This is a genomic window from Chitiniphilus eburneus (assembly GCF_005048205.1).
GTDB lineage: Bacteria > Pseudomonadota > Gammaproteobacteria > Burkholderiales > Chitinibacteraceae > Chitiniphilus > Chitiniphilus eburneus.
In genome coordinates, this window is the sequence record NZ_SUMF01000007.1 from 68,173 (window position 1) to 85,691 (window position 17,519).

Below are 17,519 nucleotides of genomic sequence, written 5' to 3' on the forward strand. Positions count from 1 at the left end.
GCCGGGGATGCGCACGTCTCAGACGGCGACGGATCGGTCCCGCAAGCCCAGAGCGCAAACGCCCCACCCCAGCAATGCCACCCCTGCGGCCGCCGTGAAAACCCAGCGCCCGCCCAGCGCGTCCCAGGCGGCGCCGGCCAGCAGGCCGCCCAGGCTACCGCCCGCGCCAAAGGAAACACCGATATACAAGGCCTGCCCCTTGGCCTGATGCGGCCCGGCGAAATGACGATGCAGGTAGCTCATCGCGGTGGCGTGGCAGGTGGCGAAGGTAAACGCATGGCCCAGTTGCGCGATCAGCAACAGCGGCAATGAGCGCGCGCCCCACCCCACCAGCAGCCACCGCGCCGCCGCGACGGCAAAGGTAGAGAGAAACAACGCCCGCAACGACCAGCGACGACTCAGCCGGCCCATCGCCATGAACATCGCCACTTCGGCGAGCACGCCCACCGTCCACAACCAACCAATGTGCCCGGCGGCAACGCCTTGATCGGTCACATAGATCGAATAGAAGCTGTAGTACGGGCCATGGGACAGCAGCATCAGGCAGCAGCCCGCCAGGATGGTGCGGACTTCACGCCGCCGCAGGATGTCGCCAAAGCCGACGTCCTGCGGGGTGGCGGCATGCGGCACCGCCGGCGGCTGGGGCAGCAGCCACGCATACAATGCCAGCCCGCTCATCACCGCCACCACGGTGGCCGGCAGCACGCCGGCGCCCTGCGCCTGCATCCAGTAGCCGGCCAGCACCGACGATACGATGAAACCGATGGAGCCCCAGACGCGCAGCCGCGCATAGCGGCCCCCGTCGCCTTGCAGCAGCGTCATGGTCAGCGCTTCGACCAGCGGCAGTGCCGCGCTCCAGAAGAAGGTGGCGATCAGCAGCGCCAGGAACATGCCGACGAAGCCCTGCATGAACAGCAGGCCGATGAAGCCGGCCAGGCCGCCCAGCCCGGCGATGCGCAGGATCAACGCGCGACGCCCGGTACGGTCCGCCAGCCAGCCCCAGATCGCCGGTGCGTAGATGCGGTTGATCTGGGTCAGCGAGGTGAGGATGCCGATCTGCCAGGCAGGGAACGACAGCGCGGCGAGATAGACGCCCCAGTAGGGCTGGAACAGCCCGGTGAAACCGAAGTAGCAGAAATAGAAACCGCCGATCGCGAACAGACCGGCGGCTCGTGGGGCATTCATGCGGTCACTGTTCGCGGAACTGCTGGGCCGCCACCTGCAGGTAGTAGAACATCGACACGATGGTCAGCACCCCGGCCACGTACAGCGCGATGGTGCCGATCAATGGCGTGGACAAGCCGGGTACCAGCGGCCCCCACCACAGCAGGAACAGGATGGCGACCATCTGCGCCGTGGTCTTGAGCTTGCCGATATAGGCCACCGCGACATTGCGCGACTTGCCCAGTTGGGCCATCCATTCGCGCAGCGCGGAAATGGTGATCTCGCGCCCGATGATGATCACCGCCAGCCAGGCGGCCGCGCGGTCGAGTTCCACCAGCAGGATCAGCGCGGCGGCCACCATCAGCTTGTCCGCAACGGGATCGAGAAACGCACCGAAGCTGGAAGTCTGGTTCCAGCGCCGGGCCAGGAAGCCGTCGAACCAGTCGGTCAGCGCCGCAATGGCGAAGATCAGCGTGGCGCTGACGTTCTTCAGCATCGGCGCCAACAAGGTATCGGGCAGGTAGAACAGGCCGACGAAAACGGGAATCAAGGCAACGCGCAGCCAGGTCAGCAGGATGGGCAGATTGAATGGCATCACGTCGGTCCGGGCGGCGGGAAAGGCGACATTCTAGCGAGTATGCGATGGCGCGCGAAGGCAACCGTTCCGGGATGCGCCGCATTGACAATAAAACGATCGTTTGAGAATGTGCCGGCTATCACTGGAGACCCACCATGAGAGCCGGCACGGCCCGTCACCTGATCAACCTCTGGCCCCCCTTCCTCTTCACTGGCATCCATGCGACGCGGATCAGCGCCGACTGGCGCGAGGTGGACGTGGAACTGCGCGGTCGCTGGTACAACCGCAACTACGTAGGGACGCATTTCGGCGGCAGCATGTTCGCCATGACCGACCCCTGGTTCATGCTGATGCTGATCCACCTGATGGGGCCGGCGTACTACGTCTGGGATCAGGCTGCCACCATCGAATTCATCGCCCCCGGCCGAGGCACCGTCTCGGCCCGCTTCCGCCTCGACGACGCTACACTGGCCGACATCCGCCAACGCACCGCCGACGGCGCCAAGTACCTGCCCGAATTCGTGGTGGAAGTACGCGACGCCAAGGATCAGCTCGTCGCGCGGGTGAAAAAGACGCTGTATGTACGACGCAAGCCGGCTGCGCGAGGTGATGGTGGGTAGCGCTGTGGCCACCGATTTTTACCTCACCCCCGCAACGCCCCATATATCCGCTCGGCCAGCTCGGCGTTGATGCCGTCCACCTGCATCAGGTCCTCCACGCTGGCGCTCTTCACGCCTTGCAGCCCACCGAAGCGCGATAGCAGCCGCTGCCGCCGTTTGGGTCCGACGCCATCGATTTCTTCCAGGCTGGATGCCACGCGCGCCTTGGCGCGGCGCGCGCGGTGCCCGGTGATGGCGAAACGGTGCGATTCGTCCCGGATCTGCTGGATCAGGTGCAACCCGGCATGGTCGGCCGGCAGACGCACCACTTCGTGGCTGGTGGCAATGATCAGTTGCTCCAGGCCGGCCTTGCGCGTTTCGCCCTTGGCCACGCCGAGCAGCGTCGGCTGGGTCAGGCCCACCTCGGCCAGCACTTCCTCGGCCTGGGTCAGTTGCCCCTTGCCGCCATCGATCAGGATCAGGTCCGGCACCACGCCCTCGCCGGCCGCGATCTTGCCGTAGCGCCGGGTAAGCACCTGTTTCATCGCGGCATAGTCGTCGCCCGCGGTAATGCCTTCGATGTTATAGCGACGATATTCCTTGGGCTGCATGTCGCCACGGTCGAACACTACGCACGAGGCCACGGTGGCCTCGCCCATGGTGTGCGAGATATCGAAGCACTCGATGCGCTGGGTTTCCTCCGGCAGGTCGAGCGCTTCGACCAGCGCGGCCAGGCGCCCGCTCTGGCTGGCGGCCTGGCTGGCACGTTGCAGGATGGCGAACTCAGCGTTCTTGCGCGCCATGTCCAGCCAGACGCGCCGCTCGCCGTTGGGATTGCAGTTGAGCAGTACCTTGCGCCCGGCCTGATCGCTGAGCAGTTCGGCCAGCAGCGTTGCGTCATCCGGCGCGGGATGGCAGATGATCACCGGCGGCGCGCTGCGGTCCAGGTAATGCTGGGCCAGAAAGGCCGACAGCGCCTCGTCGGGGCCGTAGTCCTCCGCATGGCTGGGGAACAGGCTCTTATCGCCGACGTGGCGCCCGCCTCGCACCATGGCCAGGTTCACGCACAACATGCCCTTGTCGGCCACACAGGCCACGATATCGGCATCCAGCTCACTGGTGTTGCTGGAAACGAACTGGCGCTCCTGCACCTTGGCCAGCGCCTGAATCTGGTCGCGCAGGCTGGCTGCGGTCTCGAAATCCCAGGACTCGGACGCCACCTGCATGCGCGCCTCCAGGTCGGACAGCAGCTCGTTGGCCTTGCCTTGCAGGAACAGCACGGCATGGTTCACGTCGGCACGGTAGGTGTCCTGATCGACCAGCGCCACGCACGGCGCGGAGCAGCGCTTGATCTGATGCAGCAGACAGGGCCGCGAGCGGTTGGTGAACACGCTGTCTTCACAGGTACGCAGCTTGAACACCTTCTGCAACAACTGGATCGATTCCTTCACCACGTAGCCGTTGGGAAACGGCCCGAAATACTGGTTGCGCTTGTCCAGCGCGCCCCGGTAATACGCCAGGCGCGGATAGCGATGCCCGGTGACGACCAGATACGGATAGCTTTTGTCGTCGCGGAACAGGATGTTGTAGCGTGGCGCCAGCGCCTTGATCAGGTTGTTTTCCAGGACCAGCGCCTCGGCTTCGGAGCGCACCACCGTGGTTTCGATACGGTCCACTTGGCCCAGCATCAGCCGGATGCGCGGCGAATGGTCGGTTTTCTGGAAATACGAGCCGACGCGCTTTTTCAGGTCGCGCGCCTTACCGACATACAGCACGGTGCCATCCAGCGCCAGGTAGCGATAGACACCGGGCAGGTGCGGCAAGGTCTTGACGTGATCGAGCAGACGCTGCTCGCGCGTAGGGGTGGAATCGGTCATGGGCGGTTGGTCGGGCATAGCGGGGTATTTTAGGGCGAATCGACATTCAAACGTGGGAAGCGTTGGTCCGTGGGCCGGATGGCTGCGCGAAGCGCGGCGCAGCAGATAGCCCTCCTATCTGCAAGCCGTGCGACAAAGCAGACGCCGGCCCACGGACCAACCCGAAGGGAAGGATGAAGGCCGGGCGAATCGCGGCGTTGTGCCTCGCTCGTGGGGATCACACCCCACTTCGCTTGGCACGCCTTGCGCTGCATCCCGGCCTTCGTCCTTCGCTCCCATGTTTGAATGTCGATTCGCCCTAGGGCCGAAGCAGCGCTAGACAAGCACTGGACCGCACCGCCCGGCAGCAGGCGGGGCCTGGCGGGCTACCAATCGATCCGGCGCGCGGCCAGCGCGATCACCCCGGCCGCCAGTGCGACGCATCCCAACCCCCAGCCCAGATGGCTGGCGTGCGCGACAAAGCCGATCAGCGGTGGGCCAAGCAGGGCGCCGACCGAGCCGGTGGTCGTCATCGCGGCCAGTGCCACCGGCCCCTGACGGGCCGCCGCCAGATAGATGCAGGGCGACGCGGCGGCGATGCCCACGCCCACCAGGGCAAATGCCAGCAAGGCCGGGATCGGCCCACCCACCAGGATACCGATACCCAATCCACCACCGGCCAGCAAGCCGCCCCAGGTCAGCAGTCGCCGACTGCCCCAGCGGGTACGCCAGGAATCGCCCAGCCAGCGCGCCAGCAACATCGCCGAGGCGAAGCAGGCCAGCCCCATCGGTGCGAACGCATCGGAAGCGCCGGTGCGCTCCTTGAGATACAGCGCCGACCAATCGGACATGGAGCCTTCGATGATCGTGCCGCACAGGGCTGCCACGCCCAGCCACAATGCCGCGCCGGAAGGCAATGAGAAACGCAGCCCCGCAGCCGCGGGCGGCTCGGGCGGCAACGGCAACAGGCGTTGACCCGCCCACCATGCAGCGCTCCACATGCCGACGGCCGCAATCAGAAAATGCAACGCCACCGGCTTGAACAACGAGATCGCCGCGGCGGCGACCAGCGCGGCAGCCAGCCCGCCCAGGCTGAACACAGCATGCAGCCGCGACATGATCGCCCGGCCACTCCGCAGCTCCACCTGCACGGCCTGGGCATTCATCGCGACATTGAAGCAGGCCGCCACCACGCCCTCCGCCACCATGATCAGCAAGGCAATGTCATAGCTGGGTGCCAGGCCCAGCGCCAGCAGCAGTGCCGGCAACAGTGCCGAGGCGATCCAGCAGGCCTTGCGCGCACCCAGCCGGCGCAACACGCCCGCGGTGACCGGAAACGAAAACACCGCGCCCAGCCCGCTGGCGAGCAGCAGGAAGCCCACCTGTGACGGATCGAGCCCGAATTTGTCCTTCAATGCGGGAAGCCGGGCGGCCCAGGTGCCGTAATTGAAACCGAGGACGAAAAACAGGGTCGCCACGGCGTAACGCGCCGGGCGGGAGGATACTGCGGTCATGGAGCGATCAGCGGCGGTCGGGGGCGGGTGAAGCGGGCGGCTCGGAGGATGCCGCCCCGGTGTCGGAAATCAGGTCCGGCAAAGATAACATCGGCGCCTCCACCATGGAGCCGGCTTCGACCAGGTAGACAAAGGCGAGCAATTCGGCCACCGCGCGATAAAGCTGGGGCGGGATGCGCTGGTCCAGATCGACCTGCATCAACATGGCGACCAGCTCGGGTGATTCGTGGACGAACACGCCGGCTTCACGCGCCTTCTCGATGATGCGCTCGGCCACCATGCCCTGCCCTTTGGCAACCACGCGCGGCGAGCCACTGCCTTCCTGATAAGCCAGCGCCACCGCCTGCTGGCGATCCGGCGTGCTGCGAACGACCTTACGCGCCATCGGCCGCAGCCTCCTGGCCTACTTCGAACTGCGTGACGCCAAGGGTGAGCCCCGCCGCGTCGAACTGCCGGCCAAGCTGGGACTGATGATCGCGCAACCGGGCAACGGTATCGGGGCGTTCAGCCGAGAATTGCAGGTTGAACTGCCCTTCGTACAAGGTCGCGATGATGGAAACACCACCCAGATTGGGCAAGTCGAGATCGAGGCGGGTCTGCCAGCGTTGTGCCTCGGTATCGACATGACCGTCGGCGTCACGCTGGTTTTCCAGCTCCAGTTGCCATTTCAGGGGTTGCCCCGGCCAGGCCTGCCCCTGCCAGATCACCGGACGTTGCTCAATGGCATCCAGTTGCTGTTGCACCAGCCCCTTGAGCAGCGCCTGGGCTTCGACGCCGAGCCGCTGGTCATGGGCATTCAGCATGCGATCCAGGCTGGGCGAACTGTTGCGCATCTGGGCCAGTTCCTCGGCATTGTGGCCCTTGCCGGTGGTTTGCTGGGCATTCTGCGGATCGGGTACCGAACGCGGCAGTTGCGCTTGCGGCTCACGCAGCAACGCTTGCAGGCTGCGCTGGCCGTTTACCCATTCCGCCTGATGCGATTCGTAGAACAATCCACTTTCGGACAGCACCCCGGACAGGCGCGAGGCCAACTGGGAAGCATCGGGCTTGCCATTGAACAGTGGCTCGTTGCCTTGCAAGGTGACCGTTGCCTTGCCGGCATCGCCGCGACTACCGGTGAGCAAGGTGGTCAGGTAGCGGGCAGCCTGGCTCAACGCCGCTTCACGCGTTTGGGGCGCAGCCGTCTGCGTCTGCGCCATGGCGAAGGTCAGCTTGGGATCGCGCGCCACGACGGTGAGGTCGAACTCCTCGCCGGGCTGTGTATTGCGGGGCAGGTTCAGGTCGAGCAGTTGATCCTTGACCAGCACGGCGAATCGCCCGTTGGGCATCTGCTCGACCACGGTGGCATGCACGCGCTCGCCCGGCGTATAGCGCGCCGCCTCGTCGGGCGACGGCTTCAGGACCTCGACCAGGCCCTGCTGGGTGCGCACATACAGTTGCAGCACACTGGCTGCTGGGTTGCCCGGCAACATTTGAAACCCGCTCGTTAGGTGATGGATGTCCGGCGCGGCAGGCTTGCCCCACCCGCACCGGGTCGTGCACGCATCGGCGGATCAGCCCTGCCGTTCAGCGCGATAAAGCGCCGCGATCAGATCCGCCTCGCCCCGGCTGATGCCGCATTCGCGAACCATGTCCTCCACATCCGCGCCTTGTCGCGCCATCCGGATCGCATGGGCGTAGGGCGTTTCCGCCGACGATGCGTCGATGACCGGTTCCTGTTGCAAGTGCGACGAAGCGGCCAGCCGGATTTTCAGGGCTTCGATCTCACGATGCAGCAAGGCGACATGGTCCTCCAGGGTCTCCTGGCGCTGGATAAGCTCGTAGTCGCGTGGCTGCCGACGCGCCTTGCGCAGAAACAGCAGCAATTCGGCGACATAGAACAGGATGAGCACCAGACCCAGATAAAGGAGTTGTGGCCAGGTGACGACAATGCCATTCATGCTTGCCCGCTCCCTGGGCGTTACGGATCATTTGTGATCATGCCACCGCCGCGACCAGAATGGCGACCTCGTTGAAGGTCGCGAACGATCTGCGGCACGCACATCCGATTCGTAGTCATGCCTGCCACCCGCGGGAGCAACCCGGGGCAGCGCACCAGCGGGGCGCCGCACACCGGAAAACACCGTCAGACGCGGTAGGCGCTGCGCAATCTGGAGGAGTTGTGCAGGCCATTGAGCATGGCCGCCAACTGCGGCCGCCATACCGCGCACAATGCCGTCAATTCGTCGATGGCCTGCTGCGTATCCACCAGCAGCGTCTTGAGGACATCGCGCTGCTCCGGAGAATAGTTTTCCCACTGGATATCGCGTAGTTCATCCTGCAAGGTGAGCCATACCTGCTGATCCGCCAGCATGTCATCCCAACGCGCATTACGCGCCTCGCCCAGCATGCGCCGCGTCAGCAGGTTGAAGGCGGTCAGCAACTGGGTGGTATCAAGCTCTTCCATAACTCAGTGTTCCACGGTCGGGCGCTGCCTGCGGCGCGCTGGCGTCGGGTGCTGCGACCACAGGCGCGGCGGTAATGCTTTCCCAGGCCTCTTTCAGGTCGCTCAGCAGGCCGACCACGTGATCGAGCAGATCGGGGTTGTTTTCCAGATTGGCTTCGAACAGCTTGCCAGTCATGTAGAGGTAAAGCGCTTCCAGATTCTCTGCAAGCTCCCCGCCCTGCTCCTTGTCCAGCGAAATACGCAAACCCTCGTCGATGATCGCGATAGCCTTGCTGATCGACGCGCCTTTCTCCGGGATCTCGCCATTGAGCATATGCAGCTTGCCCAGATGGATCGCCTTGATCGCGCCCTCGTACAGCATGACGACCAATTGCCCGGGACTGGCGCTTTCGATGGTGGCCTCCAGCCCTTGCTTGCCATAGGCGGAAAGCGCGCGTTGTACACCGACTGACATGATGCGACCCTTATAAAGCGTTACTTGCCCGAGGCAAGACTACTTAACATCGAAAGCTGTTGCGACAGATAAGAGCTGGTGTTGTTCAGTTTGGACATCTGCACATCCAGCGCCGTGAACTGCGCACGATAACGCTTTTCGGTCTCGTCGAGGCGGCGATTCAAGGTCAGGCCCTGGGTATTCAGATCCTTGATGTTCTGGTTCAGCCCGTTGATCCGGCTTTGCACCGTGCCCTTGTCGGACAGCAACGTGGACAAGGTCTGGTCGAGCCGGCTGGCAAAACCACGGCTCAGCGACAGCGTGCCATAGTTGCCGGTGGTATCGCCGGTGATGGTGAGCTTGAGCCCTTCCGAGGCACCCGAGCCGCTCAACACCTGGCCGCTTCCCTTTGCCGCCTCGCCATTGATGGTGCCGGCAATATCCTTGCCGGTATTCATCTGGCCGACCTTCAGGCCAAACAGGTCGGTACCCGCACCCGTACTGGTGATCTGGATCTTGGAGGCACTGCCATAGCGGCTGGAGGCCATCTCGAACTGGTTGGTGGCGCTGTTGAACGCCATCGATACCGAAACGCCGCCATCCTTCAGGTTGGTATCACCATTGATCTGCGACTGGATTTCGGCGGCCAGGGCCCCGGCGGACGCATAGCTGCCGGCGGTCAGCTTGATCTGCTTGGAAGAGACGCCATCCACGGCCACCATCATCGTATCGTTCACGCCCTCGGTGATTTCGAAGGGGCCGGCCGGATCGATGGTATCGCCCTTGAGCATCGCGCGGGTGGCGGGCTGGGTGATTTGGATGTCGTACTTGCCGGTCTTGGTGGTCGCAGTGGAGGACGTGAAGCTGACCCGCGCATCGCTGGCCACGCCGTTTTGCGCAAACAGGCTGGCCACATCGTCCGGCCGGGTATCGAGCGCTTTTTGCAGCTTGCTCGAATCCAGTGTCATCTTGCCGTCCTTGCCGAAACTGATCCCGACGTCGTTCAGGCTTTGGTAAAAGCTGCCGTCGCCCAGGCGCTCGTTCAAGGTGGAGCGGATGGAATTCTGCATCGAACGGATCACGTAGTCGCCGGTCAGCAGGCCACTGGTCTTGTCCTCTTCGTTGTAGAAACTGAGGCTGTCCACACCCTTCACGAATTCGTTGTAGGAATCGACGAAGTCCTGAACCGACTTCTTCACGCCGCTGGTGTCGCGGTTGATATTCAGCGTGGTGGCAACCGGCTTGCCGGAAACGGTATCGGTTGCGCTGACCTTTTGCAGATTCAGCGTTACGCCCTGGAGCAGATCGCTGACCGAGTTGGTGGCCTTGCTGATCTCGATGCCGTCCAGCGTGAACAGCGCGTTCTGGGCCGCCTGGGTCTGGGTCAGGTTGGTGGTGCCGGTCGGGTCATAGGCAAAGCGCGACAGGCCGCTGGCGTCGGTATTGTCGCCATCGGTGTCTTCCACCTGGATACGCAGGCTGTTGGCGCTGCCGCTATCGGTGGAGGAAAGCAGCAATCGATAGCCGCCCCCGTCGTTGATGATGGTCGCGGTGACACCAGCCTTCTTGTTGTTGATGGCATCGCGCAGACCGGTCAAGGTGTTGTTGGTGCTGTCGATATCGATCGTCAGCGCGCCTTTGTCACCATTGACGGAAAACTTGTCGTCGCTCTTGTCCGAGCTGGTACCGCCATCGTCGTAAGTACCGAACTGGATGGTCAGCTTGCCGGTGCCCACGGGCGAGCTGGCAGTACTGAATACATCGGACTTCAGCTTCTGGCTTTGCGCCAGCTGGGACACCGCCAGGCTGTAGCTGCCGGCCTGCGCAATCGAGGAGGTGGTGACACTCCCGATGGCACTGTCAGCCAGGCTCCCTTGCACGCTCTTGTATGCACTGTTGCTCGACAGCGTCAGCACCCGCGCCTGGAAAGCCGAAAGTGCGCTTTGCAACGAGCCGATCGCGGAAATCTTGGTTTGTGCTTCCTTGATGCGAGTGGTCAACTTGTCCAGCGGCTGGCTCTCGATCTGCATAAGCTGCGAGATGATGCCGTTTACGTTGAGCCCCGAGCCCAAACCTGCGGATGAGATAGCCATTTTTATATTCCTCTAGACACGTCAGTACTTATGATCGGCAGTTTAAGCCTGTTCTTTAATCAGCATCCCCCGAAACTGATCGATTGCCTTGGCAATGGCCAGCACTTCTTCCGAGGGGATCTGACGGATGACTTCGTCGGTTTCGCCATCCATCACCTTGACCACCACCGAGCCGGTGTCGTCGTCGATGGAGAAGCGCAATGAATTGCTGTTGGAAAGCAGCTTGACCGTATCGTTCAACTTCTTGAGCGCATCCTCCACCGAGGTCTGGTCCTGAGCGGCCTGCGCGCCCTTTACGGCATTGGGTAACAGATCCGCCCCGGCGTATGGCGCAGGCGGAGCGCCCCCGGTCTGGCGTATTGCGGCATCGGATTGGAGGTCCAGCGGCAAGCCCATCGAAGTGCCTATCGATTGAATTTGCATGATTCACTCTCCTTGTGGAAACGCCCCGATCAAGCTGCTGCTCGATCGGGGCTCAATCACCTAAGGGTGATCAATCGACTTGCTGGCTTAGCCGCGCAGCAGGCTCAACACTTGTTGCGGCAGCGAGTTGGCTTGACCCAGCATCGCAGTACCGGCCTGTTGCAGAATCTGGCCACGGGTCAGGTTCGCGGTTTCCGAAGCGAAGTCCGTGTCCTGAATCCGGCTACGTGCTGCCGACATGTTCTCGGAAGTCGTTGCCAGGTTGGCCATCGTTGCCGAGAAGCGGCTTTGCAGGGCACCGAACTTGGCACGCTGGTCGTTGATGCGGGTCAGTGCATCGTCCACCACGCGCAGGGCCTGGGTTGCCTTGTCCACCGAGGACACATCCAGCTTTTCCACAGTCTTCAGGTCAGCTTGGTAGGTGGAACCCGAAGCGAACGAGGTGGTGGTCTTGCTGGCGGCGGCCGCAGAGTACATCACACCCGAGGTAAAGCCAGCACCGCTGGTGGTCACCGAGAACGAGTTGGCGGAGTTCAGGGTCACCTGGCCGGCGAAGGTCACGGAGCCAGTTGTTGCAGCCGTGAACACCGAACTGCTCGACAGGTACTGAGTCGCATCGTTCGAGTTGGCGGTATCGAAGTTCCAGGCGGTCACCGCGCCACCCATGCCGCTGGCCACACCATTGGCGGAACTCAACACGATGTTGGCACCGTCGTCGGAAGTCAGCTTGATGCCGTACTGCGTGGTACCGCTGGAATCCTGGAAGGTTTCGACCTGCGCGGTCACGCCGGTTTGCGACGACTTCTGGTTGAACGCCGACACCGCCTGAGCGTATTCGTCCGCATCCACCGTGCCGTTGTTGTTGGCATCGGACACGTTGAACGACACCGACTGGAACGTATCGCTCTTGGAGCCAACGGCCAGGGTAAACGTGCCGGTACCCAGCGACAGAACGGTTTCGGTCCGCGCGGTAGCCTTCACACCGGTGTTGGCCTGGTTGATCTTGGCCGCGATATCGCGCGCCATGTCCGTGCCGGTCACCGAAATCGACGTACCGTTGATGCTGAAGGTGCCGCCGCCGCCAGATACCGCAACGCCAGTCGAATTCACCGTACCCGTGCCGCCGGCGGCGTAGGTGGAAGAGCCAGTCACGAAGTTGCTGATCGACTTGGCGCCAGTACCGTTGCCCGCGCCCATCTGATAGGTACCGTATTGGGTGGTACGCAGGTTGGCGGTGGTGGCGGTGATGGTTTCGTTGGAGTTGGCGCCAACCTGGTAGGTGGCGGCGGTGAACGTGCCGTCGAACAACTTCTGGCCGTTGAACTGGGTGGTTTGCGCGGTGCGGTCCAGTTCGGCGGTCAGCGAGGCCACTTCGGCGTTGATCGCATCGCGGTCGCTGGCGGTGTTGGTGGCGTTACCGGCCTGAACTGCCAGTTCGCGAACCCGTTGCAGCATGTCGGTCATTTGCGACAGCGCGCCTTCGGCGGTCTGCGACAGCGACACACCGTCGTTGGCGTTGCGTTGTGCCTGATCCATACCGCGGATCTGCGACGTGAAGCGTTGGGAGATCGCCAGACCGGCGGCATCATCCTTGGCGCTGTTGATGCGCAAACCCGAGGAGAGCCGTTGCAGCGACGTAGTGAGGCTGGTCTGGGAGTTGTTCAGGTTCCGTTGGGAGTTAAGGGACGGAACGTTTGTGTTGATGACTTGCATGAGGTTTCTCCTCGAGAGAACACTTTTCTGGGACGGTCATTCGGGCGGATGTCGATGCCCTTGTTTCCGTTATCGACGGGCCGTCGGCTAACTTTAGCCGGAATATGTTTTTTTTCTCATATGCCCCGAATCCCAGGCTGCTGGCCGGCTGTGAAGCCTTTTCCCACCATGGTGCACCACAACATCCCCACCCAAAAGGCCACCACGAATGGTGGCCCTTTTTAAAATCGACCCAGGCGCCGGTTCAATCCGGCAGCCAGGCCTGACGCCACCGTTCCAGACTTTTGCCCTGCAACATCCAGTCGTTGCGGATCGCCTCGCGCAACTGGTCGCCCAGCCCGGCCGTGGCATCCAGATCCGCCAGGTGGGCCCGGATCGCGTCCACCCAGTCGCGGAAGCGATTCTTCACCAGCGTCACACCGGGCAGGCCGCTGCGATAGCAGACGATATCCGTCGCCACCACCGGGAAGCCGCAGATGCCGTATTCCAGCAGGCGCAGGTTGCTCTTGCACTCGTTGAACAGGTTCTGTTCCAGCGGCGCCAGTGCCAGATCGAGATTCAGGCTGGCCAGCTTGGCCGGATACTGATCGATCGGCACGCCAGCATGGAACTCGTGCACGTAGGGACGCAGCTTGTCCGGGCACATGCCCAGGAACACCCATTCCACCTCGTCAGCCAGTTCCTTCACCACGTCGGCAATCAGCTCCAGGTCACCGGTATGGCTGATGCCGCCACCCCAGCCAACCCGCGGTTTGTTGCCGGCACGCCGTTCGCTGGCCGGCAGATTGCCCCACCAGCCCAGCGGCAAGCGGTTTTCCACCACGCGAATGTCGCGATGCAGGCTCAGCTCTGAATAGGCCTGCGCCAGCGGTGCGGTGGACACAACGAAGCGATCCACCAGGGACAACGACTTGCGCATCGACTTCAGCACGTCCTTGGGCAGGTGCTCCCGGTGCGCGCTTTTCATCGGCAGATTGGGCAGGTAATCGTCCAGCTCGTAGACCAGGAACGCTGGCGTGGCTTCGCGCATCAGGCGGATGAACTCGATCTGCTCTTCGGTGTTCTGCCGTTGCAGGATGATGGCGTCCGGATTGAACTTGGCCAGCTCGTATGGCGGCAGCAGTTCAAAGGAGATGCCGCCGTCGATCAGCAACGCGTCCTCCATCGCCTTGAACGGCTGCAGCATCCGGTAATGTCCGCAACCCATGGTGTCGCCGGGGTGGGCCAGCACGCGTGGCGCCGGGTTCCACGACAACGGCCGGTGCGTCAGCAGGCTGCGCCGCTCCAGCTCAAAGCCATTGCCGCTCAGCAACAGGTTGCGGTTGTAGGCGGGATCGTGACCGATGACCGGCCACCATTTGCCGTACATCACGTTCTGTTCACCCTCGAAACGCTTCTGCTTGGCTTTGAGCGCGGCGGTATCAACCGAATTCTGGCTGACGCTGCCTTCGTGCAGCACCACCGAATAAGGCGTCCACACCGTGAGATAGCCCTGCTCGCGCACCTTGAGGCAGAGATCCACGTCGTTGTACGACACCTTGAAGTCCTGCTCGTCCATGCCCCCGACCGCCAGGTAGATCGCCTTGCGGATCATCAGGCAGGCAGCAGTCACGGCGGCATAGTTCTGGTCGAGCTGCAAACGGTACATATAGCCGGGCGAATCGCCTGGCAACCCCACGAACGGGTGATCGGCCGGGCCGCGCAACCCCATCACCACGCCGGCATGCTGAACCCGGCTGTCCGGGTAATAGAGCTTGGCTCCGACGATCCCCACCTCAGGGCGCTGTGCGTGGTTGAGCAAGGCATCCAGCCAGTCTGGCCGGACGATGGCGGTATCGTTGTTCAACAGCACCAGATAATCGCCGCGCGCTTCGTGCACCGCCGCGTTGTTGATCGCCGAGAAATTGAACGGATGCGGATAACGCAGCACGCGCACCCGGTCCGATTGCAACGACACCAGGTTATCCAGGTAGCGCTTGGCTTCCGGGGTTTCGCTGTTGTTATCCACCACGATCAATTCGTAGTTCGGATAGGCCGTCTTCTCCATCAGCGTTTCGACGCACCGCCGCAGCATCGGCAGTTGATCCTTGGTCGGGATGATGATGGACACGAAGGGCTGAACCGCGTGCTGGTACAGCACACGCTGCAATCCCGGCGCAGCCCCCGGCTGGATTTCGTGGGAAATGCCCATGCGTTGCAGGTGCGCGCTGGCGGCGGCCCGTGCGGCCGCAGCGATGTCCTCCCGTGCGATCCAGGCGCCGAAGGGTTGCAGGCTGTGGTACAGCAGATGGTCGAGATGGCCGATGGTATGCAAGCCTTTTTCTTCCAGGATGCGGTACAGCAGCTCCAGATGCCCCGCTTCGCCCAGCGTCACCGGCCAGCCGCCCAGATCGAGCAGGCACTGGCGCTGAATCGCGAAGGCCCGGCCCACGTAGGGCATGCTACGCAACAGATCCAGGTTGAAATCCGGCTTGTAGATGGGATCGCCATACCCCCCGGCCGGCTGCATCGTATCTTCGTCGGCGTAGGCGCAGGTCAGCTCGGGGTACTGGTTGATTCCCTCGGCCAGATGCAGCAATGCCGCCGGCTCGAGCTGATCGCCCGCGTGCAGCAGGAACAACCAGTCGGCGCTCGATTGGCGCACTGCGTCGTTCAGGCGGGCTGGCCAGTCATCCCCCGCCTGAATCCAGTGCACGCGCTCGCTGTCGGCCGAGGGCGGCGCAGCATTGCACGACACGATGAGTATCGACGCGGCCTTGTACAACTGATCGCCCGCGTTATTCAGCGTTTCCACCACCTGCCGGGTGTTACCCAGCAGATCGAGTACCACGACGGCAATCGCCGGCTGCAGGCTCCAGCTTTCCATCCGGAGATCGAAGTGCCTGCCTTCACTCGACGTCAGACGTTGTTGCGCCAGCCAGTTGCCATAATCGCCCTCCCCGGCGGGCGGGGCCACTTTGCCGCTGAGCGTGCTGACCGGGTTCTCTTCGAGATTGGCCGGGGTTTCGAGATCGACCAGCATCTGCTCGCGCGCCAGGCGTACCTGCTCTGATTTGACCCCGCCATGGCGCTCGTAGATCTTGCGGAACAATGCGGGGAAGTTCTTGCGCTGCCGCAGCGACATCCGATCCTTCTCGGTTTCGCGCACCCGTACTTCCACCGTCGGGGTCTGCAAATGCACCAGCGGATAATTGCCAGCCAGGCGCAGCAGCATTTCCCAGTCTTCCAGCGCCGGCAACGTTTCATCGAAGCCGCCAACCCGCGCAAAAGCGCGGTGAGGATGGCACCAGGTATTCACCGGGATGTAATTGGAGACCTGCAGGCGTTCTATCGAGAATACATTGTGCGGATAAGGGATCGCCCGGGCCCCGGTGATGCGCTGGCCGTTCTCGAGCACCTCTTCGTTCACGTACCAGGAATCGGTGTAATACACCACCTCCGGATCCTGGCCGATCGCCGCAGCCAGAACCTCCAGATGGTTCGGATACATCATGTCGTCATCGTCCAGATAACAGACATGTCGCCCGCGTGCGAGGCGCAAGGCGGTATTGCGCCCTGCGGACAGGCCGCGGTTGGTATCGTGCCGCACATAGGTGATCGGAAAATCGCATTGCTGGAGCAAATGCTCGACCGGCTCGCCGCAATCGTTGACCAGCACCAGCTCGAAATCGCGGCAGGTCTGCGCCGCCACGCTGGCCAGTGCATCCAGCAGCATCTGCGGGCGGTTGTAGGTGGTGATAATGATGGTAAACAGCGGCGCGTTGGGGCCAGGCAACGACACCTGCTGTGCAGCCGCCGTCGCCGGGCCGAACAATTGCTGGTGGATCGCCGCCGCGCGTGCCTCGTACTTCGCCCGGACCTCCTCGCTGTAGCCCGAGGCACGCTGGGCATACAGCCCCCAGATCCGCGCCGCGCCAGCCCGCATACGCTCCCGCGTAGCGGGGTCGGCGAGATTCAGCTCCAGAATCTCGGTATGTTCGGCCAGCGGTTTCTCGGAGCCATAAAAGCTTTGCGAAATCTGCCCGCCATGCACGCGATAGCCAACGCTGGGCTGGTGCAGGAAAACAAAATCGGGGAATTGACGAGCGATGCGCGTCCACAATTCCCAATCGCCGGCTACCAGATCAGGCCGGTGTACCGTGCCGCCCGGAAGGCGGAACCGTGGATAGGCGTCGCGTCGCAACATGACCGCCGACGGCGTGATGTAATTATCGTGACTCAGCAGATTCACGATTTCGTCGCGATGGCCAAAATACGAGTGGGGACAATGCCCAGGATGCTCGGCATAGCGCACCAGCTTGCCGTCGTCGTCGATCCAGTTGCATTGGGTATAGGCGAGCGCGGATTCCGGATGCAGCTCCAAGGCGGCAAACAACGATGCCAGATGATCCGGATAAATCACGTCGTCCGAGCCCAGCACCACGACATAGCGACCACTACCGGCATCGAGACATCGATTGTAATTGCCCATCATCCCCAGGTTTTGCGGATTGATCTCCAGTCTGAAACGGGGATCGTTCGCGTATTGCTGCAAGACAGCAACGCTGTCGTCGGTGGAGCAATCGTCGAAAACAATCAGCTCCAGCGAAACGCCACTTTGCGCCAGCACCGACTCCACGGTCTGGCCGATGAATCGTGCGTTGTTGTAGGACATTACCGCGACGGTAACGTCGATAGATTCTTGTTTGATCATGGGATTGA

The 17,519-nt window shown here is 62.8% G+C and carries 14 protein-coding genes; 1 reads left to right on the plus strand and 13 read right to left on the minus strand.

Annotated features, from left to right (window positions below):
• Positions 1-18: 18 nt before the first annotated feature.
• Positions 19-1,185 carry an MFS transporter gene (locus tag FAZ21_RS08720; RefSeq protein ID WP_136773004.1) on the minus strand — a complete coding sequence of 389 codons (1,167 nt, stop codon included), beginning with the start codon at positions 1,183-1,185 and terminating at the stop codon, positions 19-21.
• A gap of 4 nt (positions 1,186-1,189) precedes the next feature.
• Entirely contained in the window at positions 1,190-1,759 is a 570-nt protein-coding gene (pgsA, locus tag FAZ21_RS08725; protein WP_136773006.1) for a CDP-diacylglycerol--glycerol-3-phosphate 3-phosphatidyltransferase, read from the minus strand.
• A gap of 137 nt (positions 1,760-1,896) precedes the next feature.
• Between pgsA and FAZ21_RS08730 the strand changes: the two genes are divergently transcribed.
• Positions 1,897-2,361, plus strand: a complete 465-nt coding sequence (locus FAZ21_RS08730; protein ID WP_136773007.1) for a DUF4442 domain-containing protein — start codon at positions 1,897-1,899, stop codon at positions 2,359-2,361.
• Positions 2,362-2,384: 23 nt separating this feature from the next.
• On the opposite strand, the gene uvrC is transcribed toward FAZ21_RS08730, so the two are convergent.
• The 11 genes from uvrC to FAZ21_RS08785 form a co-directional block, all read right to left on the minus strand.
• Positions 2,385-4,235 carry an excinuclease ABC subunit UvrC gene (gene uvrC, locus FAZ21_RS08735; RefSeq protein WP_373279532.1) on the minus strand — a complete coding sequence of 617 codons (1,851 nt, stop codon included), beginning with the start codon at positions 4,233-4,235 and terminating at the stop codon, positions 2,385-2,387.
• Positions 4,236-4,582: 347 nt separating this feature from the next.
• Positions 4,583-5,710, minus strand: coding sequence for an MFS transporter (locus FAZ21_RS08740; protein ID WP_136773011.1), 1,128 nt, complete (start codon positions 5,708-5,710; stop codon positions 4,583-4,585).
• 7 nt (positions 5,711-5,717) lie between these two features.
• Positions 5,718-6,095 (minus strand): EscU/YscU/HrcU family type III secretion system export apparatus switch protein, encoded by a 378-nt coding sequence (locus FAZ21_RS08745; RefSeq protein WP_136773013.1) that lies wholly within the window; start codon positions 6,093-6,095, stop codon positions 5,718-5,720.
• Positions 6,085-7,182 carry a flagellar hook-length control protein FliK gene (gene fliK, locus FAZ21_RS08750; protein WP_136773015.1) on the minus strand — a complete coding sequence of 366 codons (1,098 nt, stop codon included), beginning with the start codon at positions 7,180-7,182 and terminating at the stop codon, positions 6,085-6,087. The genes FAZ21_RS08745 and fliK overlap by 11 nt, the downstream gene beginning before the upstream one ends.
• Before the next feature lie 81 nt (positions 7,183-7,263).
• Positions 7,264-7,650, minus strand: coding sequence for a DUF2802 domain-containing protein (locus FAZ21_RS08755; RefSeq protein WP_136773017.1), 387 nt, complete (start codon positions 7,648-7,650; stop codon positions 7,264-7,266).
• A 185-nt stretch (positions 7,651-7,835) separates the two neighbouring features.
• Positions 7,836-8,156: a flagellar protein FliT gene (gene fliT, locus FAZ21_RS08760; protein ID WP_136773019.1), complete on the minus strand. Its 321-nt coding sequence runs from the start codon at positions 8,154-8,156 to the stop codon at positions 7,836-7,838.
• Positions 8,143-8,610: a flagellar export chaperone FliS gene (gene fliS, locus FAZ21_RS08765; protein ID WP_136773021.1), complete on the minus strand. Its 468-nt coding sequence runs from the start codon at positions 8,608-8,610 to the stop codon at positions 8,143-8,145. Before fliS ends, fliT begins: the two co-directional genes overlap by 14 nt.
• 20 nt (positions 8,611-8,630) lie before the next feature.
• The gene (gene fliD, locus FAZ21_RS08770; protein WP_136773023.1) at positions 8,631-10,682 is read right to left on the minus strand and encodes a flagellar filament capping protein FliD; all 2,052 of its coding nucleotides are present in this window, start codon (positions 10,680-10,682) and stop codon (positions 8,631-8,633) included.
• A 42-nt stretch (positions 10,683-10,724) separates the two neighbouring features.
• The gene (locus FAZ21_RS08775) at positions 10,725-11,105 is read right to left on the minus strand and encodes a flagellar protein FlaG (RefSeq protein WP_211243415.1); all 381 of its coding nucleotides are present in this window, start codon (positions 11,103-11,105) and stop codon (positions 10,725-10,727) included.
• Positions 11,106-11,192: 87 nt separating this feature from the next.
• Positions 11,193-12,818 carry a flagellin N-terminal helical domain-containing protein gene (locus tag FAZ21_RS08780; protein WP_136773025.1) on the minus strand — a complete coding sequence of 542 codons (1,626 nt, stop codon included), beginning with the start codon at positions 12,816-12,818 and terminating at the stop codon, positions 11,193-11,195.
• 244 nt (positions 12,819-13,062) lie between these two features.
• Positions 13,063-17,511, minus strand: coding sequence for a glycosyltransferase (locus tag FAZ21_RS08785; RefSeq protein ID WP_136773027.1), 4,449 nt, complete (start codon positions 17,509-17,511; stop codon positions 13,063-13,065).
• Between the last annotated feature and the right edge of the window lie 8 nt (positions 17,512-17,519).